This window comes from Kineococcus sp. GCM10028916 (assembly GCF_042674865.1).
GTDB lineage: Bacteria > Actinomycetota > Actinomycetes > Actinomycetales > Kineococcaceae > Kineococcus.
Window position 1 is genome coordinate 29529 of the sequence record NZ_JBHTFM010000003.1, and the last position, 25849, is coordinate 55377.

Annotated in this window: 25 protein-coding genes; 10 read left to right on the top strand and 15 right to left on the bottom strand. The window is 73.0% G+C overall.

Annotated features, from left to right (window positions below):
- Positions 1-149 precede the first annotated feature (149 nt).
- Positions 150-1484, bottom strand: coding sequence for an MFS transporter (locus ACFQ46_RS02515; RefSeq protein WP_380256880.1), 1335 nt, complete (start codon positions 1482-1484; stop codon positions 150-152).
- Between the two features lie 42 nt (positions 1485-1526).
- The gene (locus ACFQ46_RS02520; RefSeq protein ID WP_380159746.1) at positions 1527-1706 is read right to left on the bottom strand and encodes a hypothetical protein; all 180 of its coding nucleotides are present in this window, start codon (positions 1704-1706) and stop codon (positions 1527-1529) included.
- Positions 1707-1832: 126 nt separating this feature from the next.
- On the opposite strand from ACFQ46_RS02520, the gene ACFQ46_RS02525 reads away from it, so the two are divergent.
- From ACFQ46_RS02525 to ACFQ46_RS02535, 3 genes are read left to right on the top strand one after another with little or no spacing between them, the layout of a single operon-like run.
- Entirely contained in the window at positions 1833-1958 is a 126-nt protein-coding gene (locus tag ACFQ46_RS02525) for a hypothetical protein (RefSeq protein WP_380256882.1), read from the top strand.
- A complete protein-coding gene (gene chrA, locus ACFQ46_RS02530) occupies positions 1955-3193 on the top strand; it encodes a chromate efflux transporter (protein WP_380256884.1) in 1239 nt (412 codons plus the stop codon). The genes ACFQ46_RS02525 and chrA overlap by 4 nt, the downstream gene beginning before the upstream one ends.
- A gap of 57 nt (positions 3194-3250) precedes the next feature.
- Positions 3251-4273: a LacI family DNA-binding transcriptional regulator gene (locus ACFQ46_RS02535; RefSeq protein ID WP_380256886.1), complete on the top strand. Its 1023-nt coding sequence runs from the start codon at positions 3251-3253 to the stop codon at positions 4271-4273.
- A gap of 24 nt (positions 4274-4297) precedes the next feature.
- Here the strand turns inward: ACFQ46_RS02535 and ACFQ46_RS02540 are convergent, their stop codons facing one another.
- From ACFQ46_RS02540 to ACFQ46_RS02555, 4 genes are all read right to left on the bottom strand, one after another.
- Positions 4298-5446, bottom strand: a complete 1149-nt coding sequence (locus tag ACFQ46_RS02540; protein WP_380256888.1) for a flotillin family protein — start codon at positions 5444-5446, stop codon at positions 4298-4300.
- A gap of 3 nt (positions 5447-5449) precedes the next feature.
- Positions 5450-5683, bottom strand: coding sequence for a hypothetical protein (locus ACFQ46_RS02545; RefSeq protein ID WP_380256890.1), 234 nt, complete (start codon positions 5681-5683; stop codon positions 5450-5452).
- Between the two features lie 235 nt (positions 5684-5918).
- Entirely contained in the window at positions 5919-6602 is a 684-nt protein-coding gene (locus ACFQ46_RS02550; RefSeq protein ID WP_380256892.1) for an ANTAR domain-containing protein, read from the bottom strand.
- A 231-nt stretch (positions 6603-6833) separates the two neighbouring features.
- On the bottom strand, positions 6834-7649 hold the full coding sequence (locus tag ACFQ46_RS02555) for a GAF domain-containing protein (RefSeq protein WP_380256894.1): 816 nt from the start codon (positions 7647-7649) through the stop codon (positions 6834-6836).
- A 120-nt stretch (positions 7650-7769) separates the two neighbouring features.
- On the opposite strand from ACFQ46_RS02555, the gene ACFQ46_RS02560 reads away from it, so the two are divergent.
- Both ACFQ46_RS02560 and ACFQ46_RS02565 read left to right on the top strand, forming a co-directional pair.
- The gene (locus tag ACFQ46_RS02560; protein WP_380256896.1) at positions 7770-8276 is read left to right on the top strand and encodes a ribbon-helix-helix domain-containing protein; all 507 of its coding nucleotides are present in this window, start codon (positions 7770-7772) and stop codon (positions 8274-8276) included.
- On the top strand, positions 8276-8623 hold the full coding sequence (locus ACFQ46_RS02565) for a type II toxin-antitoxin system PemK/MazF family toxin (protein ID WP_380256898.1): 348 nt from the start codon (positions 8276-8278) through the stop codon (positions 8621-8623). The genes ACFQ46_RS02560 and ACFQ46_RS02565 overlap by 1 nt, the downstream gene beginning before the upstream one ends.
- Before the next feature lie 590 nt (positions 8624-9213).
- Here the strand turns inward: ACFQ46_RS02565 and ACFQ46_RS02570 are convergent.
- Positions 9214-9966, bottom strand: a complete 753-nt coding sequence (locus ACFQ46_RS02570) for a formate/nitrite transporter family protein (RefSeq protein ID WP_380256900.1) — start codon at positions 9964-9966, stop codon at positions 9214-9216.
- Between the two features lie 468 nt (positions 9967-10434).
- On the opposite strand from ACFQ46_RS02570, the gene ACFQ46_RS02575 reads away from it, so the two are divergent.
- Together ACFQ46_RS02575 and ACFQ46_RS02580 are read left to right on the top strand one after the other, a co-directional pair.
- Positions 10435-11931, top strand: coding sequence for an amidase (locus ACFQ46_RS02575; RefSeq protein WP_380256902.1), 1497 nt, complete (start codon positions 10435-10437; stop codon positions 11929-11931).
- A gap of 151 nt (positions 11932-12082) precedes the next feature.
- Positions 12083-12745, top strand: coding sequence for a TetR/AcrR family transcriptional regulator (locus ACFQ46_RS02580; protein WP_380256904.1), 663 nt, complete (start codon positions 12083-12085; stop codon positions 12743-12745).
- A gap of 251 nt (positions 12746-12996) precedes the next feature.
- Here ACFQ46_RS02580 and ACFQ46_RS02585 read toward each other — a convergent pair whose 3' ends face one another.
- The 4 genes from ACFQ46_RS02585 to ACFQ46_RS02600 form a co-directional block, all read right to left on the bottom strand.
- Positions 12997-14232: an amidohydrolase family protein gene (locus tag ACFQ46_RS02585; RefSeq protein WP_380256906.1), complete on the bottom strand. Its 1236-nt coding sequence runs from the start codon at positions 14230-14232 to the stop codon at positions 12997-12999.
- Between the two features lie 454 nt (positions 14233-14686).
- Complete coding sequence (locus tag ACFQ46_RS02590) at positions 14687-15670, bottom strand: hypothetical protein (protein ID WP_380256908.1); 984 nt, start codon at positions 15668-15670, stop codon at positions 14687-14689.
- Positions 15671-15681: 11 nt separating this feature from the next.
- The gene (locus tag ACFQ46_RS02595) at positions 15682-16641 is read right to left on the bottom strand and encodes an NAD-dependent epimerase/dehydratase family protein (RefSeq protein WP_380256910.1); all 960 of its coding nucleotides are present in this window, start codon (positions 16639-16641) and stop codon (positions 15682-15684) included.
- On the bottom strand, positions 16638-17318 hold the full coding sequence (locus tag ACFQ46_RS02600) for a MerR family transcriptional regulator (protein WP_380256912.1): 681 nt from the start codon (positions 17316-17318) through the stop codon (positions 16638-16640). The genes ACFQ46_RS02595 and ACFQ46_RS02600 overlap by 4 nt, the downstream gene beginning before the upstream one ends.
- A gap of 167 nt (positions 17319-17485) precedes the next feature.
- Here ACFQ46_RS02600 and ACFQ46_RS02605 point away from each other — a divergent pair, with 167 nt between their 5' ends.
- Together ACFQ46_RS02605 and ACFQ46_RS02610 are read left to right on the top strand one after the other, a co-directional pair.
- Positions 17486-19642: a diguanylate cyclase domain-containing protein gene (locus ACFQ46_RS02605; protein WP_380256914.1), complete on the top strand. Its 2157-nt coding sequence runs from the start codon at positions 17486-17488 to the stop codon at positions 19640-19642.
- A gap of 134 nt (positions 19643-19776) precedes the next feature.
- Positions 19777-22911, top strand: coding sequence for a PAS domain S-box protein (locus ACFQ46_RS02610; RefSeq protein ID WP_380256916.1), 3135 nt, complete (start codon positions 19777-19779; stop codon positions 22909-22911).
- Positions 22912-22969: 58 nt separating this feature from the next.
- Here ACFQ46_RS02610 and ACFQ46_RS02615 read toward each other — a convergent pair whose 3' ends face one another.
- Positions 22970-24175, bottom strand: coding sequence for a Gfo/Idh/MocA family protein (locus tag ACFQ46_RS02615; protein WP_380256918.1), 1206 nt, complete (start codon positions 24173-24175; stop codon positions 22970-22972).
- A 137-nt stretch (positions 24176-24312) separates the two neighbouring features.
- On the opposite strand from ACFQ46_RS02615, the gene ACFQ46_RS02620 reads away from it, so the two are divergent.
- A complete protein-coding gene (locus tag ACFQ46_RS02620) occupies positions 24313-24474 on the top strand; it encodes a hypothetical protein (protein ID WP_380256920.1) in 162 nt (53 codons plus the stop codon).
- A 65-nt stretch (positions 24475-24539) separates the two neighbouring features.
- Here ACFQ46_RS02620 and ACFQ46_RS02625 read toward each other — a convergent pair whose 3' ends face one another.
- The 3 genes from ACFQ46_RS02625 to ACFQ46_RS02635 all read right to left on the bottom strand — a co-directional run bounded on the left by ACFQ46_RS02625 (position 24540) and on the right by ACFQ46_RS02635 (position 25780).
- Positions 24540-24932 (bottom strand): hypothetical protein, encoded by a 393-nt coding sequence (locus ACFQ46_RS02625; RefSeq protein ID WP_380256922.1) that lies wholly within the window; start codon positions 24930-24932, stop codon positions 24540-24542.
- 40 nt (positions 24933-24972) lie between these two features.
- On the bottom strand, positions 24973-25230 hold the full coding sequence (locus ACFQ46_RS02630) for a hypothetical protein (protein WP_380256924.1): 258 nt from the start codon (positions 25228-25230) through the stop codon (positions 24973-24975).
- 124 nt (positions 25231-25354) lie between these two features.
- A complete protein-coding gene (locus ACFQ46_RS02635; RefSeq protein ID WP_380256926.1) occupies positions 25355-25780 on the bottom strand; it encodes a hypothetical protein in 426 nt (141 codons plus the stop codon).
- Positions 25781-25849: the final 69 nt, after the last annotated feature.

Consider the following 25849-nt stretch of genomic DNA (forward strand, 5'->3'; position numbering starts at 1 on the left):
GCGCGGCAGCCGTCGGTCCACTGACACCCGCACCGGCCCCCGATCCGATCGCGAGGAGCGGGACCCCTCACGGCGAGGGACGCACCAGGGCCCGCACCGTGCCAACGGGGACACCGCCACGGAAGTGCGACCACAGCGACCACGCTGCATCACGCGGCGCCCTCGACCACGTGCTCGTCGTCCAGCCGGGCCCCGCGCAGCGCCGAGGTCGTCATGGCCGCAGCCGTGCCGACGACCACCGCAGCCGCGACGGCGAGCGCGACCGGGTAGCCGGCCGCGTCGCCGAGCAGACCACCCAACGGCGCCGCCACCACCACCGCGGCCCGGTTGAACGAACGCATCGTGGTGTTCATCCGGCCCTGCAACCGGTCCGGGGTCACGACCTGGCGGTAGCTCATCTCGTTCGCGTTCGACGCGCCCATGCACAACCCCAGGAACAGCTGGCCGAGCGCGAACACCCCCCAGGCGACCCCGCCGGCCCACGGTCCGTCGCCGCCACCGGCGGGCGCCACCGAGGGAGCGAGCGCCATGACCGCCCACGCCAGTCCCGTCCCCGCCTGGGTCGCGATGATCACCCGCCCCGCCCCCCAGCGTCGGCCCAGGCGGACCGCGACCGTCGCCCCCGCCAGCGCCCCCAGGCCCGCGGCCGTCGTCGCCAGCCCGAACGTGGCCGCACTCAGGCCCAGGTCCCGCAGGGCCATCGGCGCGAGCACCGCACCGGCCACGGCCGAGCCCGCGAACCACAGGTGCGTCGAGATCGCGAACGGCCGCAGCGTCGGGTGCCGGTAGACCCACCGCAGGCCCTCCGCGACGTCGGTCACGACACCGCGGGCCCCGCCCCGCAGGCCGTCGCCCTGCCGCGGTGCCGCTTCCGGGGCGACCGGTCCGGTGACCCGGACGGTCGCCACCAGGACCGCCGAGCCGAGGTAGCTCACCGCGTCGACGAGGACGGCCGACGCCGCCCCGAGCAGGGAGACCACGACGCCGGCCACGGCGGGGCCGCTCCCTTGCGCGACCGCGTCGGCCTGGTCGATGCGCGCGTGGGCCGCGCCCAGCAGCGGGCGGGGGACGACCCGGGGCAGGAAGGACTGGGACGCGGCGTCGCCGACCAGGGTCGCCGTTCCGAACACCACCATCGCCGCGACGAGACGGCCCAGGTCGAGGTGCCCGGTCACCGCGAGCACGGGGATCGACGTCAGGACCAGCGCGCAGGCCAGGTCGGTGGCGACCATCAGCGGGCGCCGCCGCACCCGGTCCACCAGGACCCCGACGAGCAGACCGACGACCAGGTAGGGCAGCCACCGGGCGGCGTTGACCAGGCCGACCGCGGCGCCGTTGCCGTGGAGGGTCTCCACGACAAGGACCTGGCTCGCCAGCGCCGTGACGTAGGAGCCGAACGCCGAGGTCACCCCGGCGGACCACAGCCGCCCGTACCCGCGGCACTCCCGCAGTGACCGTGGCTGCGCGTTCCCCGACTCGTTCACGGGCGCCGTCCGGTGGCCTCGCCGATCAGCGCCGGTGAGGGGTCAGGAGCTGGGGAACTGCTCGTGGCGGTAGGTCGCGACCCCTTCGGAGGTGGCGCGGTCGAAGTCACCGCGCTCCGGCTGCCGGCGGGCCGACCGGTCCCGGCCACGATCACGCAGGACCAGCAGGACGACGAGAGCCACGAGGACGACACCGACAGCGATGACCGTAGCCAGGACCACGAGTTGCTCCTCTGCGTCGACGAACCTCCACCCTGGCACACCCGACGCCTGCCGGGGCGTGCACCTGGCACCCTGGTCCGCAGCAGGCCTGCTGGTGAACCCCGCCCCCCCCGGAGCCCTCCCGTCATGACCGCCCCCCACGTCCTGTTCGTGTGCGTCGAGAACGGCGGGACGTCGCAGAAGGCCGCGGGCCTGGTGCGCGCCGCCGACCTCGTCGACGAGCTCGCTCGCCGACCCACCGCACCCGCGTGAGCGCGTCCGGGGAGCGCGCGACGTCCACCACCCCCGAACCCCCCTCCGCGCCGGAGGGTTCGGTCCGGGAGGTCTTCACCTCCTTCCTCCTCCTCGGCCTGACCTCCTTCGGCGGGCCGGTCGCGCACCTGGGCTACTTCCGCGAGGCCTTCGTGGTGCGGCGGCGCTGGCTGGGCGACCGCGCCTACGCAGACCTTGTCGCGCTGTGCCAGCTCCTGCCCGGACCGGCGTCCAGCCAGGTCGGCATGGCCCTGGGGCTGCGCCGCGCCGGGCCGCTGGGGATGCTCGCGGCGTGGACGGCGTTCACGCTGCCCTCGGCGCTGCTGCTGACCGCCTTCGCCCTCGGCGTCGGCGCCGGCGGGGTCGACCCCGGCGCGGGCTGGCTGCGGGGGCTGTCCGCCGCGGCGGTCGCGGTGGTGGCCCACGCCGTCCTCGGCATGGCCCGCACCCTGGCCCCGGACCGGCTCCGCGCCACCATCGCCGTCCTCGCCCTGGTCATCGCCGTCCTGGTTCCCACCGCGGCCGGGCTGGTCGCGGCCATCGGCGCCGGGATCGTGCTGGCCCTGCTCCTCCTCCGTTCCGACCCGCCGGACGCCTCGGACCCGGACGCGTTCACCGTCCCGCTGCGCCGGCGCACCGGCGCCGTCCTGCTGGCCGTCTTCGCGGCGCTGCTGGTGCTCCTGCCGGTGGCCGCCGCGGCCACCGGGAACGCGGCCGTCGGCCTCGTCGACGGGTCCTACCGCGCCGGGGCGCTGGTCTTCGGCGGCGGCCACGTCGTCCTGCCGCTGCTGGACGCCGAGACCGTCCAGCGCGGCCTGGTCGACCGAGGCGACTTCCTCGTCGGGTACGGGGCGGCCCAGGCCGTTCCCGGCCCGTTGTTCACCTTCGCCGCCTACCTCGGCGCGGTGCGCACCGCCGCCCCCACCGGCCTGGCCGGCGCTGCCCTGAGCCTGGTCGCGATCTTCGCGCCCTCGGTGCTGCTGGTCGCCGGCGCGTTGCCGTTCTGGGAGCGGCTGCGCCGGGCACCCCACGTGCGGCGCGCCCTCGCCGGCGCGAGCGCGGCGGTTGTGGGGCTGCTGGGTGCGGCCCTCTACGACCCGGTCTTCACCCACGGCGTCACCTCACCGGGGACCCTCGCCGTCGCGGCGCTCGCCTTCGTCGCGCTGTCGAGCTGGAAGGCGCCCGCGTGGGCGGTCGTCGCCGGCGCGTGCCTGACCGGCTTCGTCGCGTGGTGACCGTCGATCCACCGACCCCGGCGCTCCCGTCAGCCCGGTCGGGACGATGATCACGACGTGGACGGCGCCGGCACCTCGAGAGCACGACGACCACGCCCACGCCTGAGCGCCACGACCATCGACGACGTCGCGCGGGCGGCGGGCGTGTCCCGGCAGACGGTCACCCGCGCCGTGAACGACATGACCGGCATCAGCGCCGTCACCAAGGAGCGCGTGCTGCGCGCGGCCGCCGAGCTGGACTACCGCCCGTCCCGGTCGGGACGGGCGATGGCCCGCGGCCGTCACGACGCCCTGGGCGTCGCCGTCAGCGACCTGACCGACCCCTTCTACGCACCCCTGGCCGCGGCGACGATGCGCCGGGCCGGTCAGGCGGGTCACGACGTCGTCCTCGTCGACGTCGCGTCGTCGCAGAACCCCGTCCGGCTGCTGACCGGTCTGACGCGACAGGTCGACGCCGTCATCGCCTACCTCGGACGCCACGAAAGCTGGACCGACGTCCTCTCCGACGTCCCCACCGTCTGGGTCGGTGCGCCCGGCGACCCCGTGCCCACCACCGGGGTGCGGATCACCCCGGACCCCACGGCGGCGCGGGCCGCCGCGGCCGCGCACCTGCGCGCGAGCGGGTCGGTGCACGCGGTGGTCCTCGACGCCTGGGCCGGACCCGACCGCCGCACCGAGATCGTCCTGGACGCCCTGGCCCGCGCGGGCCTGCACGCCGTGACGCACCCCGCCGGTGGCCCGGGGTACCGCGACGGACACCGCGCCACCCACGAGGTCCTGCGGCGCGGCGTTCCCGACGTGGTCGTGGGCTGGAACGACCCGATCGCCATCGGCGCCCTCGCCGCCCTCGCGGAGCGGGGGATCGGCGTTCCCGACCAGACCCAGGTGCTCGGCGTCGACGGGTTGTCCGTCGCGGAGTTCACCGCCCCCGCCCTGTCGACGGTGGTGCTGGACCCGGAGGTCGTGGCGCGGGTCAGCGTGGACGCGGCCCTGCGGTGCTCGACGGGTGCGGCCGTCGGTGCGGAGGATCGGCAGCAGTTCGTGCACCACACGTTCGTGCCCCGGGGGACGACCCGCTAGGACCCGGGCACGCCCCCGCGGTCCTCACGGCTCGAGCTGGGCCCGGGTGCGGGATTCGGCCTCCTCGCGGGAACCGTCCTTCGCGCGACCGCTGAACTCGAAACCTTCGAGCACCGACCGCAACACCGCGGAACCCTGGCCGGCCAGTTGCGCGACGACCTCGTTCAGCCCGGTCGCGCCGTTGAGGACGGTGACGTTCGCACCGCCCAGACCGGCGCCGGCCGCGCGGACCATCTCGGGCAGCAACTCGATGAGCCGTTGTTCCAGGGCGATCCGGTCGCTGCTGGCCGCGGCCTCGGCGCGGCGGCGGATCGCGTCGGCGTCCGCCTCCGCGGCGATTCGGACCCGGGCGGCCTCCGCCTCGGCGGGCCGGACGACCTCGGCCGTCAACTGTTCCCGCCGGAGTTCACCGTTGCGGCGGGCGACCTCCTGCTGGGCCTCGATGACCGCCTGCTGGGCCGTGGCGTCGGCGAGCGGACCGGCGGCGGCGGCCTTCCGCTGCTCGGCGTCGACCTCGGCCTGGTACTGGGCGCGCACGATCGCGGTCTGGCGGGCGTACTCGGCCTGGTTGCGCGCGCTCTCCTGCTCCGCCGCAGCCGCTTCTTGCGCGGCCCGGGCCGCGGCGACGGCCGCGGCCTTGTTGACCTCCGCCTGGTGGGGTTTCGCCAGCGCGGCGATGTACCCGGCGTCCTTGTCGTCGATCTGGCTGATCTGCAGCGAGTCGACGATCAGGCCGATCCGGGCCAGTTCGGGTTTGGAGGCGCTCATGATGTTCTCCGCCAGCGCCTGCTGGTCGCGGATGATGCTCTCCACCGTCATGCTCCCGACGATGGAACGCAGGTGCCCGGAGAAGATCCGCCCGACCAGGGCCGGCATCTGCCGCTGGTCGCGGCGGAAACGCCGCGCGGACTTGGTGATGCTCTCCGGGTCGTCGCCGACCTTGAACGCGATCACCGCGCGGACGTGGACGGCCAGACCCTGGGTCGTGTAGCAGTCCTCGTCGACCTCCGCCTCCTGCATCGCCAGGGTCAGCGTGCTGGCCCGACGCAGGACGGGAACCACGAAGACACCGTGGCCGGTGACGATCCGGAAGGGGGTTTCTCCACCGTCGCGGGCGCGGCGGCCGGAGATCAGCAGCGCCTCGTCCGGCTGCGGGATGCGGTACCCGAACATCGTTCAGATCTCCTCGGCCGGCGGGTTGCGCGGCGGCACTCGTAGGTGGTTGACGGGGTAGACCTCGACGGCGCGGTCGCCCCGGCTGGCGGCCACCAGGACGGCCTCACCGAGCCGGACCTCGCCGTCGCAGTAGGCGATGAAACTCTCACTGGCGCCGCGGACCTCGACGGTCACCTCTCCCGGCCGGCCGGCGCCGCGGATGCGGACGGTGACCCGTCCCTGTCGACCCACCACGTCGCGATCCACCGGTTCCCCCACTCCGTTCGTCCAGGCACACACTAGTGATCCGCCGGCGTTCGCGGGGTGTGGTCGGGAGTTTCCTCACCGGTCCCGTTCGGGGGCCACCGGAACCACGCACGAAGGTTCCAGGGAACCGTCGGGTTCTTCCCAGGGACCTCCGGAGCGTCACGGATTGCGAACCAGCGCCGCACCGCCGGTCACCCTGCGGGCGCAGGTCGGCTGCGGGAGTTCAGAGCTGGTCGACGACGTCCTGGGCTATGTCGCGGAGCTTGCGATGGGTGCGCTGAGAGCGCAGGGCCATGTGCTGGAAGGCTTCCTCGGCGGTGCAGTGCAGTTCGGCCATCACGACGCCCTTGGCCTGCTCGATGACCGCCCGGGACTGCATCGCGGTCTGCAGGTGCGCGCTGAGGGCGACGGAGGAGGCGTGGAGGGAGTGGTTGGCGACCGCGACGGCGGCGTAGCCGGCGAACACCTCCAGCAGGTGGACCGAGTCGGAGTCCATGACCTGGCCGTCGAAGCGGTAGACGTTCAACCCGCCCAGGATCCGCTGCGGCACGGGCATGCCGACGGAGACGGTGCTGCGCACGCCTCGGCGGGCGGCGACGGCGGCGAAGTCGGGGTAGACGCTCTCGTGGGCGGTGTCGTCGATGCGGACGGTCTGCCCGGTTTCGGCGGCGTCGAGGCAGGGACCGAAACCGCTCTCGTACTGCCGTTCGTCCAGGTGGACGGCGAGGTCGCCGGTGAACGCGGCGCTGCGGGCTCCGCTGTCGCCTTCCAGGAGGGTCACCGAGACTTCCTCGGCGCCGGGGACGCAGGCCTTGGCCAGTTCGGCGACGCGGCTCAGGACCTGGGTCAGGGGCTGGGAGCCGATGACGAGCTGACCCAGTTCGGTGAACGCCTCACCGGGCTGCATCAGCGGCCTCGAGGCCGGAGGGACCGACGGCGACGAGCTCAGGCTCGGTGAGGTGGTCTCGGGCGGGTCGGGTCGGTCGCCGGGTGCGGTGGGAGAGCCGTGGGTCATGGTGGTGCCTTCCGTCCTGCACCGGCTGTGGCTTCGACCAGTGACGAGACACCCGAGAGGTCTCGATGACGCAGGCGGGGAGCGTACCGCCCAACACGGGCGGAACGGGTCGAACGAGCGGGGTCAGCTGTCGTCCGTCCCGGTCAGGGACTGCACCGGGGTACGGCCGCTGACGACGTCGGCGGCGGCCTCCTCCAGCGTCTTGTCCTGGGTGTAGGCGTGAGCGCGCAGCAGGGCGAAGGCGTCGGAGGTGTCCAGGTGCAGGACGACGTTGCAGATGCCGACGGCGATCCACACTTCCTGGCGGGCGCGGACGGTGGCGCTGTTCAGCCACGCCCGCGGGTGGACCGGGTCCACGAACCGGCTCGCACGGGCGGTGGACGACGCCACCTGGCCCGGTTCGACCTCGACGGCGGAGCCGAGATCGAGGGCGGAGCCGGGATCGAGGTCGGAGGCTGACCAGAGGTACGTCAGCGCGTGGTGGGCGAGGGCGGCGACCGTCTGCGCGGACTGCAGGTCCAGCCCGGCGTCGGGGTGGGGCCGGGTGGAGTACAGGTCGAGGGCGCCGCTGAGGCGGGCGCCGTGGCCCAGGGGGAGGACGACGATGGAGCGGAAGGGGCTGTGCTCGCGCAGCAGGTCGTGCAGGGCGGGCCAGCGTCGGCGCAGGGTGGCTTCGTCGGCGATCACCAGCTGATCGGTGTCGTAGGCGGTGAAGCAGGGTCCTTCTCCGAGGGTGAACTGCCAGCGTTCGGCGGCGACGGCCTCCGCAGCGCTGGCGCCGAGGGGGACGCGCTGTTCCTTCCCGAAGAAGCTGATGCCGGCGGCGTCCACGGGGAGGACCTGGGTGATGGCTCGGGCCAGGACGGTGGGCAGCAGGTCCAGGTCGTGGTGAGCGGCTTCGAAGATCCAGGCGGCGCGGAAGTCTTCGACGATGTTCACGTGAGGTCGCTCAAGGGGGCAGCTTTCGGGACTGGTACGACGGGCGACTGCTGCACCCGGGCCAGCAGGAAAACACACCGTCGCAGGCTCCGCATCCCGGCTGCGTTCGACGAGCTCGTGGTGCCGACGCCGACGGTCAGCACCCGCGAGCAGCTCCTCGACCTGTCCACGCGCCGCCTGCAGCTCAGACCGCGCACCGAACGCGAGACCTCACCACGGTCCCAGCGAGGTCAGCGGCTGCTCACGGCGAGCTCGACCCCGGTCCCGGCGATCACCCGATCCACCACCCGTCGAACGCTCGGACCCCGCACCACGCCGAGCGCGATGTGCTCGCAGGCCACGAGGACCCCGAAGGTCAGCAGGGAGGTCCCCGCAGGGATGAACTGGGGCAGCAGCTCCCCGGCCGCGCCGCGCACCAGCATCAGTCTCTCCGAAGCCGACGTCGCCGCCCTCGACGAACACGTCCGCGCGGCCGGTCTGCCGTCTCGCTCCGCAGCGGTCCAACAAGCCGTCCGGGCACTGACCCACCAGCAGTTGGAGCAGGACTACGCCGCCGCCTGGAAGGACTGGGACGACTCCGGGGACCGCGAGGTGTGGGAAGGCGTCACGGCCGACGGCCTGCGCTGATGCGACGGGGAGAAGTCCGCCTCGTCGACTTCGATCCGGTCCAGGGCAGTGAGGCGAACGAGCGTCGGCCCGCGGTCGTGGTCGGCAACGACCAGGCCAACGCGGTCGCGGAGCGCCTCGGCCGGGGTGTGGTCACCCTGGTCCCGGTGACCAGCAACACGGCCAGGGTGTTTCCCTTCCAGGTCCTGCTCGCCGCCCAGGACACTGGACTGCACGTCGACTCCGAGGCTGAGGCCGAGCAGGTCCGCGCCGTGTCGGTGGATCGTCTGGGGTCGGCTCTGGGGCGGTTGCCGTTCGCGGCGTTGGACGCCCTGGACGACGCCTTGCGGCTGCACCTGGCCCTCTGAGCGGTGCGGAGATCGACCCTCACCGCGGGATGACCGTGACGTCGGTGCGGCGGGGCGACCCCCGTCGTGGGGGAAGACGTGGGTGCGCCGATCTGGTCGCCCGGGTGACCGTTTCGGTTCACCCACGGGTGACCTCATGTGGTGACAGCGGTGGGTGCGACGGCCAGGGCTGAACGCCCGGACATGAGCGCGACAGTGCGGTCTTCGTCAAGACCGCGACGTTGCGAGTGCAGTCGAGACCGCCCGGATCGCGAGATCGCAGTTCAGGGGCCAGTTCGTCGTCGTGGACCGCGGAGGGTTCAGTCGAAGGGTGACTCTCGAGGGCATCCGGGACCGCTGAGGTAGGTGCCCCCTTCGAGGTTTCCCTCCTCGTCCAGGGTGCTCGGCCCTTCGCTGCTGGCCTGCCCGTACAGCTCACCGTTGACGTAGACGTCCGATGTCGACCCGTCGAGGGCCGTCGAACCGATCCTCCTCATCGACGCCGATCGTCGGGAACGATCGAACCGGGACAGATCCCCTGGCCTGTGAGCGCCCCGTCAGGCACGTCGGTCGCCGCTCGACACTGACGCCGTCTCGCCAGTGCTCGGCTCCTACTTCGCCTTGTCTCGTTCTTCCGCGACGCGGTGGGGAACACGGAGCAGGCGGACGGCGGTGACGAGGACGAGGCCGCCGACGACGTTGCCCAGCACCGCCCACGCGGCTGTCCTGGCCCAGTCCGCGTAGCCGAACGGTGCTCCGACGTGGAGGGCGGCGAACATCAGCAGGGAGTCCAGGACGCTGTGGAGCAGTTGCGTCCCCGCCAGGAGTGCACCGAAGAGGATGGCGGGGACGAGTTTCACGCCGACGGCCTCGGTGGCGTGCTGCATGCGGGTCATGAGGGTGATGACGGCACCGGCCAGGACGGCCAGGGCGAAGGACTCCTTGCCGACGCCGAGGTCGATGAAGTGGCGGGCGGAGTCCACCGCCGTGCTCGCGAGCTCGGGGAGGGCGGTCATGATGATCCAGGTGATGACCCATCCGGCGAGGAGGTTCGTCAGCAGGGTCGTGCCCCACAGCCGGGCGAGCTGGGCGAGGGTGCCCCGGCGGGCGACGACGGCGATCACCGGTACGAGGAAGTTCTCGGTGAACAGTTCGCTGCGGGCCAGCAGGAGTGCGACGAAGCCCACCGAGAAGGCGAGGCCGGCGAGCAGGTCGTTGCCGGTCTCGTGCTTGACGACGAGGTAGGCCAGCAGACCCGTTCCGATGTCGATGCCTCCGAGGAGGCCGACGCTGAGCAGCGGCAGCAGCGGGCGGCGCAGACGGTCCTCGCCTTCTTCGACGAGGCGGTCGAACGCGTCTTCCACCTCGTGTTCGGGTTCGTCGGGGCGGTCTGCCGCACCGGGAAGGTCTGATGCCGTCTGGTCCATGTCACGACTGTCGAGGTGACGGCGAAGGCCCGCCAGCGGGAGTTCTGGGCGGCTTCGACCGTGCTGGTCCCGGGACGACGGAACGGCCGGACGTCAGGCGGAGGCAGCCACCACCTGGCCGCGACCGACGCGCTGCGAGCGAGAGGCCGGTGACAGTTCGAAACCTGCACGCTGACGGGGTTCAGCCACGTTCAGCGCTGGCGGCGAAACCCTCACGTTGCGGTGCAGCCACCGTGCCCGGTTCTCGACGACGACGACGACCGGAGTGGTGGTGGTGGTTCGGGTCCGAACCCGTGCGACGCCGTGACCACCCGTTCGGCTCGGCCTCGACCGCCTGACCTCACTCGTTAACATTTTTCTGTTAGCGTTCAAGTCAGACGTTCATCCACGACCCCAGGAGCACCCGTGCCGATCCAGAAGCCCTCGCCCGCGCAGATCGCCGCCCTCGCCGCCGAGATCGGCTACTCCTCGATCGCCGCAGCACCGGAGGAGTACACCGGGATGATCTCGGGCATGCTCGGGGTGTACGACGCCCTCGACGCGTTCCCGGATCCGCAGGTGCTGGCCGGCCGCGACGCGGTCGAGCACACGGTCCCCTCCGCGGAGGAGGACCCCCACCACGCGTGGGAGGTCCGTGCGTCGATCCGCGGAGCCGCGGGGGGTCTCCTCGCCGGAGTTCGCCTGGGGGTCAAGGACAGCATCCTCGTGGCTGGTCTCCCGATGCGGAACGGTTCGAAGGAACTCGAGGGTTTCGTCCCGAACGCCGACGCCACGGTCGTCACCCGAGCCCTCGCCGCCGGCGCGGAGGTGGTGGGGAAGACCACCAACGAGTACTTCTGCATGTCCGGGGGCAGCCACACCGCAGCAACCGGCGTGGTGCACAACCCGCACCGGAGGGGTTTCTCCTCGGGTGGCTCCTCCAGCGGCAGCGCCGTCGCGCTCGTCACCGGCGACGCCGACATGACCCTCGGCGCCGACCAGGCCGGTTCCATCCGGATGCCGGCGTCCTGGTCCGGTGTCGTCGGCCTGAAACCGACCTACGGACTCGTCCCCTACACCGGCATCGCGACGCTCGACGGCTACTTCGACCACGTCGGCCCCATGACCCGCACGGTCGAGGACAACGCACGCTTCCTCACCGTCCTGGCCGGCTCCGACGGCATCGACCCGCGCCAGCGCGACATCTCCGTCGGTGACTACCTCACCGCCCTCGACGCAGGAGTCCGAGGACTCCGGATCGGCATCCTCACGGAAGGGTTCGGCGGCGACCACGCCGAAGCCGGCGTCGACGAGATCGTCGTCGCAGCGGCGGAAGCGTTGCGCGAGCGCGGTGCGATCGTGGACGAGGTGTCGGTGCCGCTGCACGCGCTGGCCCCCGCGCTCTGGACGGCCATCGCCATCGAGGGCATGGCCGAGACGGTCCTGCGCAACCAGGGTTTCGGGTTCGGTCGTCCCGACCACTACCCCGTCGACATGATGCAGCACCTCTTCGACCACCGTGCGGCCGCCGCGGAGCACCCCGCGAACGTGCAGTTGTTCACCCTCGTCGGCCGCTACGTCGACCAGCAGCAGGGTCGCCTGAACTACGCCAAGGCCGTCAACCGGGCCCGGACCCTCCGCGCGGCGTACGACCAGGCGCTGGAGCGCTTCGACGTCCTGATCACCCCTACCACCCCTCAGACCGCACGCCCGCTGCCGGACCCGGCGCACGGTGCCGGCGCGGCCATCGGGGCGTCGATCGAGATGTCGGCGAACACCACCCCGTTCAACATCACCCACCACCCTGCCCTCAGCGTGCCGTGCGGCACGCTGGACGGACTCCCGGTGGGCCTCCAGATCATCGGACGCCACTTCGACGAGGCCGTGCTGTTCCGCGTCGGTCGGGCGATCGAGCAGAACTGAGCCCTTCCGGTGCTCCGGCGCGTTCGCTCGTGATCGAGGAGCGGCTGCGCCGGCTGGACGTCAGCGGTGGGATGATGGTGGAGGCCGTCGTCTCACCGGCTGTCATGTCGTCACCGGCGGAAGAGGAAGCGCGTTGACCCGTTCTGACGAGATGCGAGTCCGCATCCTCGACACCGCGTTCGCGCTCCTCACCGACGGCGGTCGTGACGCGGTCACGACGCGCGCCATCACCTCGGCGCTGCACATCCAAGCCCCGACGATCTACCGGATCTTCGGGGACAAGCAGGGTCTGCTCGATGCGGTGGCCCTGCACGGGTTCTCCAACCACCTCGCCAGCTGGACCGGGTGGAAACCGGGTTCCGACCCGGTCGAGTCGATCCGTCAGGGCTGGGACATGCACATCGAGTGGGGACTGCTGAACCCGCACGTCTACTCGATCGCCTACGGCGAACCGCACCCGGGCACGTCGACGTCGGCCGCGTCCGCGATCGACGAGATCCTGCGGGTGCAGATCCGGGAGGCGGCCAAGGAGGGCCTGCTCGCCGTCCCCGTCGACGATGCCGTGCACATGTTGCGGGCCGTGGGCGTGGGGGTGGTGTTCACCCTTCTCGCCATGCCGGAAGAACACCGCGACCTGCGTCTGTCGGTGCGCGGCCGCGAGTCGGCCCTCCGCACGATCCTCATTGCTCCTGACGCGAACGACGACCGCTCAGGAGCCGCCATGCAGCTCAGGCACCAGATCGCCGAGACGACAGCCCTGACCGCGAACGAGCGCGCGCTCCTGGGTGATTGGCTCGACCGCCTCGCAGAGTAGGCAGCGGGCGCAGGTTGCGCCTGCTGCCCGTCCGAACCGTGGTCGCGCCTCGTCCCACGTCGCGCGAAGGACGTCTCGAGACGCACCCGGCGGCGGTCGTCGCCGTGCCTCGGAGGTCCGCCGCCGGAGCAGTTCGATCCGTGGGAAACCCCTCGGTGCTGTTCGCCTCGACGGGCGTCGAACCGTTCCCGTCGTCGTTGCGTCGGAGTTCGGGGGAGAACCGGTGAGTTCGGCGCTGGAGCACGCCTCGCTCACACGCGAACCTCGGCGCCTCGGCGCCAGACCGCCGCGATGTTCAGGGTGTCCGAGATGGTGGACGTCGGGTCGCCGTCGACCAGCAGCAGGTCCGCGCGGAGGCCCTGGGCGATCCGGCCTCGGTCGGTGAGACCGAAGTGCTCGGCGGGCACCGACGTCGCGGCGGCCAGCGCGTCCGCAGGGCTGAGGCCGGCACGCACGAGCATCTGCAGTTCGTGGTGGACGCTGGCGCCGTGGGCGAGCCCGCCGAGCGAGGGGTCCGGCGCGGATGCGTCGGTGCCCACGAGGATCGGCACACCGGCGTCGTGGAGGGCTCGAACCGTCGCCAGGACGTCATCGATCCTGCCGGCGGGGTAGTGGTTGAACGAGCTCCGGAGGGTCGTGAGCCACTGCGGGTCGAGTCGTGAGCTGACGCGGGTGTCGGTGGCGAAGTCGCCTCCGGTGGTACCGGTGATCGAGGAGTTCAGGACGATGCACGGAACGACGAAGACCCCTGCGGCCGCGATGAGATCGATGATCTCCGGCGTCGGCGCCTCGTCGACGAACAGGTGCGCCAGACCGTCGATCCCCGCCTCGAGGGCCATCCGCGTCGCGCCGACGGTGAGCGTGTGGGCCAGCGTCATCATGCCGAGGCGCCGAGCTTCGGCGGCGCCGGCGTTCAGCGTGGCCTGGTCGAGCATCGGAAGCCCGGGAGCGTTCGCCGTGGACCCGTCCTCGATGAGGAACTTGATGTAGTCCGATCCGGACGCGATCAGTTTTGGGATGAAGGACACGGCCTGCTCGGGCGTGGTGGAGAGCGGCATCACGACGTCGCCGAACCCTGGTTCCCCCTCGCCGGGGAACGCACCTTCCGGGATGATCTCGAACGGGTGTCCGCCGGGAGGGGTGAGCCCGAAACCCGAGGACCGGACGTCAGCGAGTTCGTCGTCGGTTTCGATGTCGGCTCGTCCCGGAGCCGTGAGGACGCCACCCATCTCCAGTTCGGTGGTGACACCGAACTGCAGGGCGAGGCGGAGCGCGTCCCGGGACGAGTGCGTGTGGGCATCGATGAGTCCCGGCAGCAGGGTCTTGCCGGTCCCGTCGATCGGCACACCGGTCGCGGTGTGCGCCTCGTCGTCCGTGGACGAGGGACGGATCGAGGCGATCCTGGTCCCTTCGATCGTCACCGTCTGGTTCTCGAGGGTGTGTTCGCCGTCGAAGACGCGAACGTTCGAGATCGTCGTGGAAGCCACGTCAGTCCTGTTCTCCGGGTGGATCGCGAGTTCATTGGCGCTAACAAAATTAAGTTAGCACGCCGCCAGAGAATCCGGGGCTGCGCGGAACCCTCGGTCCGCGCGTTTCGATGGGTCGCCGCGGAACTGTCCGGGCGTTGCGGCTGTCGGTCGCGCGTGGTGCCCCGGCCGCAGGTGCGGGGCGGCGCAACGTCTGGGACCGGCGAACACCGGCGTCAGGGAGGGCTGGTCGTGTCGGGGTCGACACGTCACGACCAGCCCCTGGCCCACACCCGAGGGGGGCGAGGCGCGGGCCGGCCATCAGTTCATCCCGTGACCGAGGCGTTGGCCACCTGACTCTCCGCGCACCGCGGGACGACCGTGCACTCCACGAACGTGACGCCGGGGCGGCACGGACGGGTCGGTGCGGTGTCGCCGGGGACCGATCCCGCAGGGGTTCCGGTCCCCGGCGCGATCACGTCGGCCCCGGGGTGGCCGCAGGCCGCGCGGGCCGGGTCGCGGGGAGGAGGGCGGGGTGGGGCCGGCGGACCACGAGGACGGTCGTGGTGACGACCGCGGCCAGGGCGAGTCCGCACCCGAGGACCAGGACCACCCCCGCGGGGTGGACGACGGACTGCCCCCGCCACGCCTGGACGGTGAGGAGGACCGTGGTGGCGGCGTGGACCACGGCAGCGGTGAGGCTCAGGTGCCACCGCGTGGTGGGCGAGTCCGGCCCGGTCAGGCGCCGGCCCGCGGCGCGGGTCAGGAGGGCGAGCAGTGGGAGGACCTGCAGGGCGTGGATCCCGACGAAGTGGGCGACCCGGAAGTCGCCGCCGTTCGTGCTCCACCCCAGCAGCGGGAGGCCGGGTCCGCCGTCAGGCACACCGACGGCGTGCGCCCCGATGATCCCGGTCGGGGCGCTGAGCTGCGCCGACGTCGGGGCGGTCATGAGGAAGGCGACCCCGATGCCGACGAGCGCGACGAGCACCCCGGCCCGCAGCGCGAGGGTCAGGGCCGGGTCCTCGAAGCGGACGAGGAAGACGGCCGCGGAGGTCACGAACGTGGCGAGGTACATGACGGTGATCGAGACGGCCATCACCGCCCAGACGGTGGCGTGCAGGCCGTTGCTGACGTTGAAGTGGCTGGTGGTGCCGGTCGCGGCGGCCCAGACGATCAGCACCTGCTCGACGACGAGGGTGACGGCGATGACCGTGCCGAGGGCACGGGTCAGTGAGCGCCACCGGGGCAGGTGGGCGATGAGCCAGGCCCAGGTGACCGTGTAGAGCAGGATCGAGAGCGAGAACTTCAACGGTTTCGCCCAGGCCGGGGCGCCGAGGATCTCGCGCGGGTCGACGACGAGTCCGACCGCGCTGACGAGCGCGCAGACGCCCATGAGGGCGGCGACGGTCATCAACGGGGGATGCCACGCGTGGGCGCGGCGCCAGGCGGCGAGGCTCACGACACCGACGGTCACGACAGCGACGCCGTCCGGGGGCGGGCGGCGGTGAGGCTCGCGGTGATGCCGTCCACGACGGGGGTGGGGGAGACGCCGAACGTCGTCTCGTAGGCGGTCGAGTCGAAGACGTAGGGGGCGCGGTACTGGTAGCTGAGCTCCAGGGTCTCCCGGGCGGCGGTGCTGAAGAGGGCCCCGATCCGCATCGTGGTCGAGCTCATGACCCCCAGGGGGACGTCGGCCGGCGCGGTCGTGCCCGCTGCGACGTCGACGGCCGTCCGGACGTACTGCCGGCCGGTGAGGGCGGGGGCGGTGGGCAGGTGCCAGGTGCGTCCCCGGGCCCGGTCGTCGGTGCCGAGGACGGTGAGGGCCCGGCCGATGTCGGGGGTGTAGGTCAGGGAGTGGGGCTGGTCGGCGTCGTAGAGCCAGGTGCTCCTGCGGCCGGCGGCGACCTTGTCGAGGACGAAGCCGTTGAAGACGCTCGTCGTGGCGCCGGGGCCGTAGAAGTCGGCGCTGCGGCCGATGGTGACGTCGACGCCGCGGGCGGCGGCCCGGGCGAGCAGGTCCAGCGCGGCGGCGCGCACCCGGCCCTTCCTGCTGCCGGGTCGGACGGGGGTGTCCTCGGTCATGGGGCCGTCGACGGGGCCGTAGGCGTAGACGTTGTCGAGGTAGACGAGGTGGGTGCCCTGCTCGGCGGCGACGGCGGCGACGTTGTCCAGGATCACGGGCCACTGCCGGGCCCAGACCCGGGAGGAGTAGGGCAGTCCCGCGACGAGGTAGGCGACGTCGGCGCCGCGCAGGGCCCGGTGGACGTCGTCGTGGTCGAGGAGGTCCGCGACGAGCGGGACGACCCCGTCCACGCGGGTGGGGTGCCGGCCGACGGACGTCGGGGTGTGGCCGGCGGCGACGAGGGCCCGGAGGGTCTCGCGGCCGACGACGCCGTTGCCGCCGAGGACGACGTGGGTTGCTGCGGTCATGGCGTGGCTCGTTCCGTGAGGGGGTCGGGCTCGGAGGAGACCGGTCCTGGTGCGGCGACCGGGAAGAGGTGGTGGGTGGCGTTCTCCTGCGCGAGCCGGCGCAGGCCGGCGAGGAGCGGGTCGCCGAGGACGGTCCCGACGACCATGAGCTCGGCGACGGCGTCGCGGCCCTCGCGGTGCGCCAGGGCCCGCAGGTCGGCCTCGGCCGCGGTGGCCGCGGCGTCGGCGTAGGCGTGCAGGTAGGTGTCGGGCGCGTCGAAGTCGATGGCGCGCAGTCCGTCGAGGGCGCGCGCGGCCGCGTCGTAGCCGGGGTTGTCGGCGCTGACGGCCCAGCCGCGGGCGGCGACGACGGCTTCGACGGTGCGCCGGGCGTCGTCGCTGGGGGCGGAGTCCTGGGTGCGGGGGCCGCTCATGGCGTGCTGCGCGACGCCGAAGGTCTCGGCGAGGGGGGCGGAGTCGGTGTCCAGGGCGGTGATGACGTCCTTCGTGGCGGCGACGGAGAGGTTGCCGGTCTCGAGCAGCGCGCGGATCAGTCGGACGCGCTGCACGTGGGAGTCGTCGTAGGACACCTGGTTCGGCGCGGTCCGGACGCCCGCGGGCAGCAGCCCTTCGCGTTGGTAGTACTTGACGGCGGAGAGCGGGACACCGGCTCGGTCGGCCAGAACAGATATTCGCACTATCGGATAGTAGCACTATCCATACTGGGTCCGCGGGTCTCCTGGCGTTGACCACGACTGCGGCCCGTGCGGTGGACCCGTGGTCGTCCTGGCTCGGCACCCCACGGCCTGACCGGCTCCCGCCGGGCGGGATCAAGGTGGGACCGCCCGGGGCCGATGAGTCGGGGGTGAACCGGGAAGACTGGCTGGCCCTGGCGCAGGCGAGCGTGCAGGAGGACGTCGCCCGCTCCGACGCCGTCCCGGCCCTGCCCCGACCCGTCCTCACGACCGCTTCGACGGGTCCGCTCCCGGCGCCGGAGGCGGCGCGGCTGGCGGCCCTGCACGAGTACGGCCTGCTCGACGCCCCCGCCGACGACGAACTCTCCGCCGTGGTCCGGGCGGCGGCGATGGTGGCCGGGGTCCCGCACGCCACGCTCAACCTCATCGACGAGAACCGCCAGTGCCAGCTGACCACCGTCGGCTTCGACGGCACGGACTCCGCCCGCGCGGACTCCATGTGCGCGCTGCACTTCGAGGCCGGCAAGGTCGTCCACGTCCCCGACGCCTCCCGCGACCCCCGGTTCGCGCGCAACCCGTGGGTGGACGGGCGGATGGCGCACGTGCGCCTCTACGCCTCCGCCCCGCTGGTCAGCCCCACCGGTCACGCCCTGGGCTCGCTCTGCGTCTTCGACACCGTCACCGGCCGGCTCAGCGAGCAGCAGCTCGGCGTCCTGCGCGACCTCGCCGGGGTCCTCGTCGCCCTCTTCGAGCGTCGCCGCCAGGCCCGGCGCGCCGTGGAGGAACGCCGGCAGGCCTTCGAGCAGCGCGAGCAGGCCGCCGAGGCCCGCGAGCTGGCGATGCTGGCGATGAACGAGTCCGAGGCGCGCTGGGAACTCAGCGAGGTCGTCGCCGAGACCATCGAGGTCGGCCTCGTCGTCGTCGACGCCGACGGGCAGGTCAGCTTCCTGAACCGGGCCATGCGCCAGTGGCAGGGCAGGCCCGCGACCCCCTCCGAAGCTCCTGCGACCTTCCTCGCCACCGACGGGACCACCCCCCTGAACGCGCAGGAGCTGCCGTGGCTGCGGGCCCTGCACGAGGGTGCGGTCGAGGGCGCCGAGATCGTCCTGACCGCGCCGGGGCAGCCGCGCCGCACCCTGGTGTGCTCGGGACGGGCGATGCGCCGCATGGACGGGACCCTGCTGGGAGCGGTGGTCGCCGTCAACGACGTCACCCTCGCCCGGGAACGGGAGCAGGCCCTGGCCGCGGCCCACGCGGACATGGCGGCCGCGCACACGACCATCGAGGAGGCCCACGCCGCGCTGGCCCGGCACAGCCGACGGGTGCAGGCCCTCGCGGACGCCTCCCGCGCCCTGGCCGTCGCCGCGGACCCGCAGGAGTCCGTCTGCCGGTCGCTGCAGGAACTCACCGGCGCCGACGCGGCCTACCTGCTGCGCCCGGACACCCGGGACGGGATCGCGGGGTTGCGTGCCGTCGTCACCTCGGGCTTCGCCTCCGACCTCAGCTCGCCCCTCGGCGCGGGGGTGGGCGCCGGCGGTGTCTTCTACCGCGACACCGAGTCCTCCCTGGCCGCGACCTGCTTCGCCACCGCCACCCAGGTCTTCGTCGCCGACGTCGTGGACGACCCCCGGACCTCCCTGCGCGTCGTCGCCTCCACCGGGGTCGTGTCCGGGCTCTGGTACCCGGTGGTGCTGTCCGGGCAGCGGACCGTGGGTGTCCTCGGGGTGTTCTGGCGGACCCCGCTGGCGGACCTGCCCGAGCACGAGCTGCCGGTGCTGCAGACCCTGTCCGGGGAGCTGGCCCACGCGCTGGAGCGCGCGGACCTCGTGCAGCGCCTGGCCTCGGCCGCGGAACGCGACAGCCTCACGGGGCTGGCCAACCGCCGCCGCTGGGACGAGGCGATCACCGCCGAGGTCGCCCGCGCGGCCCGCAGCGGTGAACCGTTGAGCCTGGTGCTGATCGACCTGGACCACTTCAAGGACTACAACGACACCCACGGCCACCTCGGCGGGGACGCCCTGCTGCGCGAGTTCGCCGCCGCCGCCGGCGACTGCCTGCGCGAGGTCGACACGCTGGCCCGGTGGGGCGGGGAGGAGTTCGTCGTCGCCCTGCCCGGCTGCACGGCGGAGGCCGCGGTGGTGGTGGCCGACCGCATCCGCGCCGCGGTCCCGCGACGCCAGACCTGCACCGTCGGCGTCGCGCAGTGGCAGCCCGGGCTGCTGGCCGAGGACGTCATCGCCCACGCCGACGAGGCGCTCTACCGGGGCAAGCAGGACGGGCGGAACGTCACCGTCGTGCACACCGCGGGAGCCGTCGCGACGTCGTAGGGGCCGGAGCGGGACCGCTCTCCGTCCACACCGAACCGGACGGCCGACACCCCTTCAGCCCAGTGGCGGCGGCGTCGATCTGGTGAGGGCCACCGGCATCCCGGCCGCGTGGCGTGCTCAGCCCAGGAGGCCCCGTGTCCACCCCTCGCACCGCACCGCGCCGCTCGGGCGCAGCTGCCGCGAGCGGGGTCCCGCTGACGACGGGGACGGTCCTGCGCAGCGTCGCGTTCGCGGTCGCGTTCAGCCTCTCGGTGTTCCTGGGGCGCCTCACCCTCATGGACGGCACCAGCCTGAGCCTGGTGTGGCCCGCCGCGGGCGTGGCCGCGGTGTGGTTCTGCGCCCAACGGCACGCCGGGACCCGCGGGCTGGACGTCGCGCTGCTGTCCGTGGCGACGTTCGTGCTGAACACCCTCACCGGCGCCCCGCCGGTGCTCGCGGCGTGCTTCGTCGCCGCGAACCTCGCCCAGGTCCTCACCTTCGGCGGCCTGTTCACCCGCTGGTGCCCGCAGGCCTGGGGCGCGGGGGGCCGTGAGCCGCTCACCGGCGTCGCGCAGCTGATGCGCATGCTCGCCGCCGCGGTGCTGGCCACCGGGGCCGGAGCCCTGCTGGGCCCCACGTCGGTGTGGCTGCTGACGGGGAACTGGTCGTGGCTGACGGCCCTGGTCTGGATGACCCGCAACACCGCCAGCGTCCTGCTCGTCACGGCCGTCGCCTTCCGCGTCGGCTGCGTGCTCACCGCCCGCCGCGACGCCCGGGACGCCCGGGACGACGCCCCGCGCGTCGTGGTCGAGGTGCGCTGGCCGCGGGGGTGGCAGCTGGTGGAGCTGAGCGCCGCCCTGGTGTGCTCGGCGGTGGCCTACGCGCTGATCTTCGGCCGCTACGACGGCCTGCCCATCGCCTTCCCGCTGGTGGCCCTCTCGGCCTGGGTGGCCTTGCGCTTCGACACCACCATCGTCGTGGTCCACGACCTGGCCATGGGGGTGGTGGCGGTCGTCCTCACCCTGGCCGGCAACGGCCCGTTCGCCATGATCGCCGACGACGCCACCCGGGCCGTCGTGGTGCAGCTCTACGTGGTGATGCTGGCCGTCCTGGGGTTGTCGCTGGCCATGGGCCGCGACGAGCGGGACGTCCTGCTCGCACGGATGACCCTCTCCACCGCCGCCAGCCGGGAGCTGGCCGCCGAGGCCGCCGCCCAGCGCGCGCTGGCCGAGGAGGCGCGTGCCCTGGCCGAGGAGGCCCGCCGTGAGGCGGAGCGCGCCACCGCCGAGGCCGAGGCCCGCGGGGAACTGGCCCAGGCCGTCCTGGAGTCCGTCGAGGTGGGCATCGTCGTCGCCGACGCCGACGGGCACCTCACGATGCTCAACCGCGCCGCGCAGACCTGGCACGGCCTGGACGCCGACGCCGGCCTGGACCCCGCCGAGCACGCCGGGCGCTACGACCTCTTCACCGGCGACGGCACCACGCCCCTGGCGACGGAGGACGTCCCCCTCGCCGAGGTCCTGCGCACCGGCGGCGTGCGGGCGGCCGAGATCGTCATCGCGCCCACCGACCGCCCGGCGATCACCGTGACCTGCTCGGGGCGGCGCATGCACCGCGCCGACGGCAGCGCCCTGGGGGCGGTGGTGGCCATGACCGACGTCAGCGCCGACCGCGCCCTGCGCCGCGAGCTGGAAGCCGCCCACCGCCAGGCCGACGAGCAGGCCACGCTGCTGCAGGCCGCCTTCGAAGCGTCGATGGTGGGCAACCTCCACCTCGCCCTCGACGGCACCGTGCTGCGCGTCAACCCCGCCGCCGCCGCCCTGGTCGGTCGCACCCCCGCGGAGCTGGTGGGGCAGGACTGGAGTCCCCACCTGCACCCCGAGGACCGCGAGGTGCGCCGGGGGGTCGTGCGCGACCTCATCGCCGACACCGCCCGCCGCGCCGCCGACACCGCGGCCGGGGGTGGCGACGTCGCGTCGATCCCCGCCGCCACCGTCGACGGTGAGGTCCGCTACCTGCACCGCGACGGGCGCACCGTCCACACCCAGGCCTCGACCGTCGTGGTGCGCGACGCCGCGGGGCAGCCGGCGTACCTGGCCAGCCAGCTCCTCGACGTCAGCGACCGGGCGGCGGCCGAGGAGAGCGTGCGTCGTCAGCGCGACGTCTCCACCCGTCTGCTGCGGGCGCTGAGCGACCTCGGTGAAGGCGTCCTGGTCGAGCACGGCGAGCAGATCACCTACGTCAACGACGCCATGGCCCGCCTGACCGGTCGCCGCACCCCGGGTCTGCTGGCCCTGCCGACGTCCCTGCTGCTGGTGCCGGAGGCGGAGCAGGACGCGTGGACCGCGCGCCGCGCCTCCACCCTCGGGCAGCTCGGTCCGTCCACGCCGCTGGTCACCGCCCTGCGCCGCGGCGACGGGACCGTCGTGCCCGTGGAGGTCACGACCGTGCCGCTGCCCGACGCGGGCGGGCACGCCACCCTGACCCTGGTGCGCGACCTCTCCGAGCGCCTGCGCGCCCAGAGCGCCCTGGCCGCCTCCAACGAGCAGCTGCAGGAGGCCAACCGCCTCAAGGACGACCTCGTGGCGACCCTCAGCCACGACCTCCGCCAGCCGCTGTCGACGACCATCGGGTTCGCGGAACTGCTGCTGGACGACTGGCAGGAGCTGCCCGAGGCCGACAAGCGGCACTACCTCACCCGCATCCAGAAGGCCGGACGGTGGGCCAACGACCTGCTCGAGGACATCCTCACGATGGCGCAGCTGGACGCCGGGGCACCCACCCCCCGCACCACCCGCGTCCACGTCCCGACCCTCGTCGCCGACGTCCTCGACCGCTCGGGCCACGACGGGTCGACGGTGGACAGCACCGGCGTCCAGGACCTCACCGTCCTCGCCGACCGCGGTCACCTCGAGCAGGTGCTGACCAACCTGGTCTCCAACGCCGTCAAGTACGGCGCGACGCCGGTGCGCCTGGTCGCCCGCCGCCGCGGCGAGCTCGTCGCCCTCGACGTCGTCGACGCCGGTCCGGGGGTGCCCGAGTCCTTCGTGCCGCACCTCTTCGACCGCTTCGCCCGCGCCACGACCGGGGCCGCGGTGGACAAGAAGGGCACGGGGCTGGGCCTCTACATCGCCCGCGCCCTGGCCAACGCCAACGGCGGGAACCTCACCTACCAGCCCGCCGCCGGGGGTGGCGCCCGCTTCACCCTCACCCTCAACGCCCTCACCGTGGACGCCGGGGACAGCGGGGACCCGCGGCGAGCGCTGGAACAGGCGCTCGGGACGTCCTGACGCGTCGAGCGGCCACCTCCCACCCGGACGCACGCGCCCGGGTGGGAGGTGGCACCGCTCAGACCGGGTCGCCGAAGTCCGGGACGGGCAGGCGCGCGCCGTCCTGCTTCGCCGACTCGTTGGCGACGATCCCCGGGAGGGTGAACCGGGCCGCGACCCACGCGTTGACCGGCGGGTGGACGCGGTCGCGGACGGCCACGACGAAGTCGTCGGCCAGGAAGTGGTGGGCTCCCTCGTGCCCGTTGGGGGCCCCTTCGAACTCCTTCGGCAGCCGGCTGCGGTCGTGTACCTTCGCCGTGCCGGACCGGAAGCTGCTGAGCAGCGCCGGGTCGATGTCGCTCATGTCCTCGGGGACGTCGGAGTGCTCACCGGCCCGCAGCTCGTCGCTGATGTCGATGGTGCTGCCCTTGTGGTAGTCCTCGCCGTCGGACTTCACGGTGACGACGGTGCTGGTGACGGACTGCTCCATGACCTGTTCGGTGCCGTAGAAGCGGAACCGCGACTCCGGACCGTTCCAGTACCCGACGCGGCGGAACTCGTTGGTCCGCATGACCCCGCCGTCGGCGAGGGTGAAGAGCGCCGACATGTTGGAGAAGTCGTTGTCCCAGCGCGAGACCGCCTTGTCGAAGACGCCGTCGTCGCGGGTGTCGCTGATGCCGGTGCAGCTGACGCTGACGGCGTGGGTCGGCCAGGCGCCCAGCACGCCGCCGATGGCGTGGGTCGGGTAGAGCATGGGCGGGTAGCTGGCCGTCTCCTTCCAGTCCTCCCCGCCGCTGTACTGGTAGGCGGCGTAGAAGCCGTTGTCCATGTCGTGGACGTAGTCGCCCTCGCCGTAGAACACCCGGCCGAACTCACCGGCCGCGATGTGCTCGCGGGCCCAGACGGTGGCGGGGTTGTAGTAGCTGGTCTCGCCCATCATGTAGACGAGCCCCGTCTCGCGGACCGCGGCCACGATGGCCTCGACGTCGTCGACGGTCGTCGCCATCGGCACCGCGGAGTAGACGTGCTTGCCGGCGGCCAGCGCCTGGCGGACCAGGGGACCGTGCGACCAGCGCTGCGTCATGATGGCGACGGCGTCCACGTCGGAGGCCAGGGCGTCCTCGAAGCTCTCGAAGGACCCGGCGAGGCCGTGGGTCTCGACGTGCTGCTGCGCACGCTCGGGCACGACGTCGGTGACCCACACCTCTTCGACGTCGGGGTGCAGCTGCCACAGAGCGATGAAGCTCCGGGCGAACTGGCCGGTGCCGATGACAGCGATCTTCACGAAGGACTCTCCTGTGAGCCGAGGGGACGAACGGTGAACCCCCAGGATGATCCACACCGACGCCGGCGGCGAGGTCGGGGCGTGCGGCGCGCCGCTGAGGAGAGCACCGTGTCGCTCGTGGACGGACGGTGGTGGCGGTGAGCGGGTTCGCCCGGTGGTTGCCCGACGGGGCCGCGCGGCTCGTCCGGGCGCTGCGTCCGGCGCGCACCAGGCCGGCCGAGCAGACGAAGGTGGCGCGGGAGCTCAGGTACCTCGACCCGCCCGACGCGGCTCCCACCGGGGTGCGGGAGCGGCGCTGAAGGTTCCGGGCTCGCCCCGACGTTCCCCGGCTCAGTGCGGACGTCGCTGGTTCCCGCCGCGACCCTCACCGCTCCGCCCCGTTCACCTGCGCGCCCCGCTCGACCAGACCCACGGCGTCGGCCAGCCCCCACCGCGGGTCGGCCCGGCGCAGCGCGCGCACCTGCTCCACCCGCGGAGCGCTGCCCGCACCGGCCGCAGCGAGGGCTTCGGAGACCCGCTGCGGCGACCACTGCTGCGCGGCCTGCAGAGAAGCCAGCACCCGACGACGCTTCAACGGCAGGGACAGCAGGACGATCCCGACCACCGGTGGGAGCAGCCCCTGCCCCCACTCACCCTGCACGCACGAGCCGGCGCCTAACCCGACGAGGAGGACTCCCGCCACCGCTGCCGCCCAGCGGATCACCGTCAACGTCACCAGCGGCGACACCCTCGGCTCACCGTCTCCACGTCGGATCACGAGACGACGCTGGCGGAGCCGCCCGGGCGCTCGCGAACGATCAGGCGGTCACGCCGCGGAACGCGACGAGGGGATGAGTGCCCGGGTGCAGCGGGCGCGGCGGCCAGGTCGTCCTCCCCAGCAGGCGGTCCTCGACGACAGCGTCCTGCAGGGCGTCCGCGGCGGCGAGCAGTTCGTCCGCCGTCACCGGCGCCCCGGGCGCCCCGATCGGGATGCCGGTACCGGAGCCGTCCGGAGTCCACACCACCGCCACCGTCTCCGCCCGGGGCGGGGTGTGCGGGTGGTGACGAGGCGGCACCAGTCCTCCTGCACCTGGTAGCTGATCCCGCTGCTGTCCCAGTCGCGCAGGACCGGGCCCAGCACCGCCGCTGTCTCAGGTCGCCCCCGACCATGGTGGTCCACCCCCGCCGGAACCGTCGCGGTCAGGACGGCAGCAGGTCCGGGGCGATCTCGTGCAGGCGGGCGGCCACCGCCGCCTCCAGGCGACCCTGGGGAGCGATCTCGAAGAACGACGCGTCGAGCTGGTTCCACACCCGTTCGTCCTCGTCGGAGAGCTCCTCCCAGCCGGTGGGCCGAAAGCGCAGGTACTCGTCGCGGGCGCGGGCGACGAGCGCGGCGACGTCAGTCAGACCGAGCCACTGGAAGCCCGCGACAGCGTCGTCGACCGAACGCACGTCCTCGCTGAAGAAGGTGTTCTCGATGCCTCCGCCGACCAGGCCGCCGTTCTCGGAGATGCCGTGCAGGGCCAGCGCCGCCCCCAGCGAACGGAGTCCGGGCAGGACCGAGGCGTCCTCGCCCTCGTAGGCCTGGACGGCGCGGGCGGTGAGCGCGTCGAGCAGCGGGGTCATCGGCTGCGGCCTCCGGTTGCGAACAGGTGAGTTGGAGACGCTAGCGCCCACCTCGGACGTCCTGGTGGA

Bases quoted from the DNA above. Each gene is read 5' to 3' on its own strand.
- ACFQ46_RS02550 (WP_380256892.1), bottom strand. From the start codon at position 6,602: ATGCAGCCCGGTGAGGCGTTCACCGAACTGGGTCAGCTCGTCATCGGC.
- ACFQ46_RS02595 (WP_380256910.1), bottom strand. From the start codon at position 16,641: ATGACCGCAGCAACCCACGTCGTCCTCGGCGGCAACGGCGTCGTCGGC.
- ACFQ46_RS02525 (WP_380256882.1), top strand. From the start codon at position 1,833: ATGACCGCCCCCCACGTCCTGTTCGTGTGCGTCGAGAACGGCGGGACG.
- ACFQ46_RS02540 (WP_380256888.1), bottom strand. From the start codon at position 5,446: ATGTTCGGGTACCGCATCCCGCAGCCGGACGAGGCGCTGCTGATCTCC.
- ACFQ46_RS02565 (WP_380256898.1), top strand. From the start codon at position 8,276: ATGCGACGGGGAGAAGTCCGCCTCGTCGACTTCGATCCGGTCCAGGGC.
- ACFQ46_RS02635 (WP_380256926.1), bottom strand. From the start codon at position 25,780: ATGACCCCGCTGCTCGACGCGCTCACCGCCCGCGCCGTCCAGGCCTAC.
- ACFQ46_RS02580 (WP_380256904.1), top strand. From the start codon at position 12,083: ATGCGAGTCCGCATCCTCGACACCGCGTTCGCGCTCCTCACCGACGGC.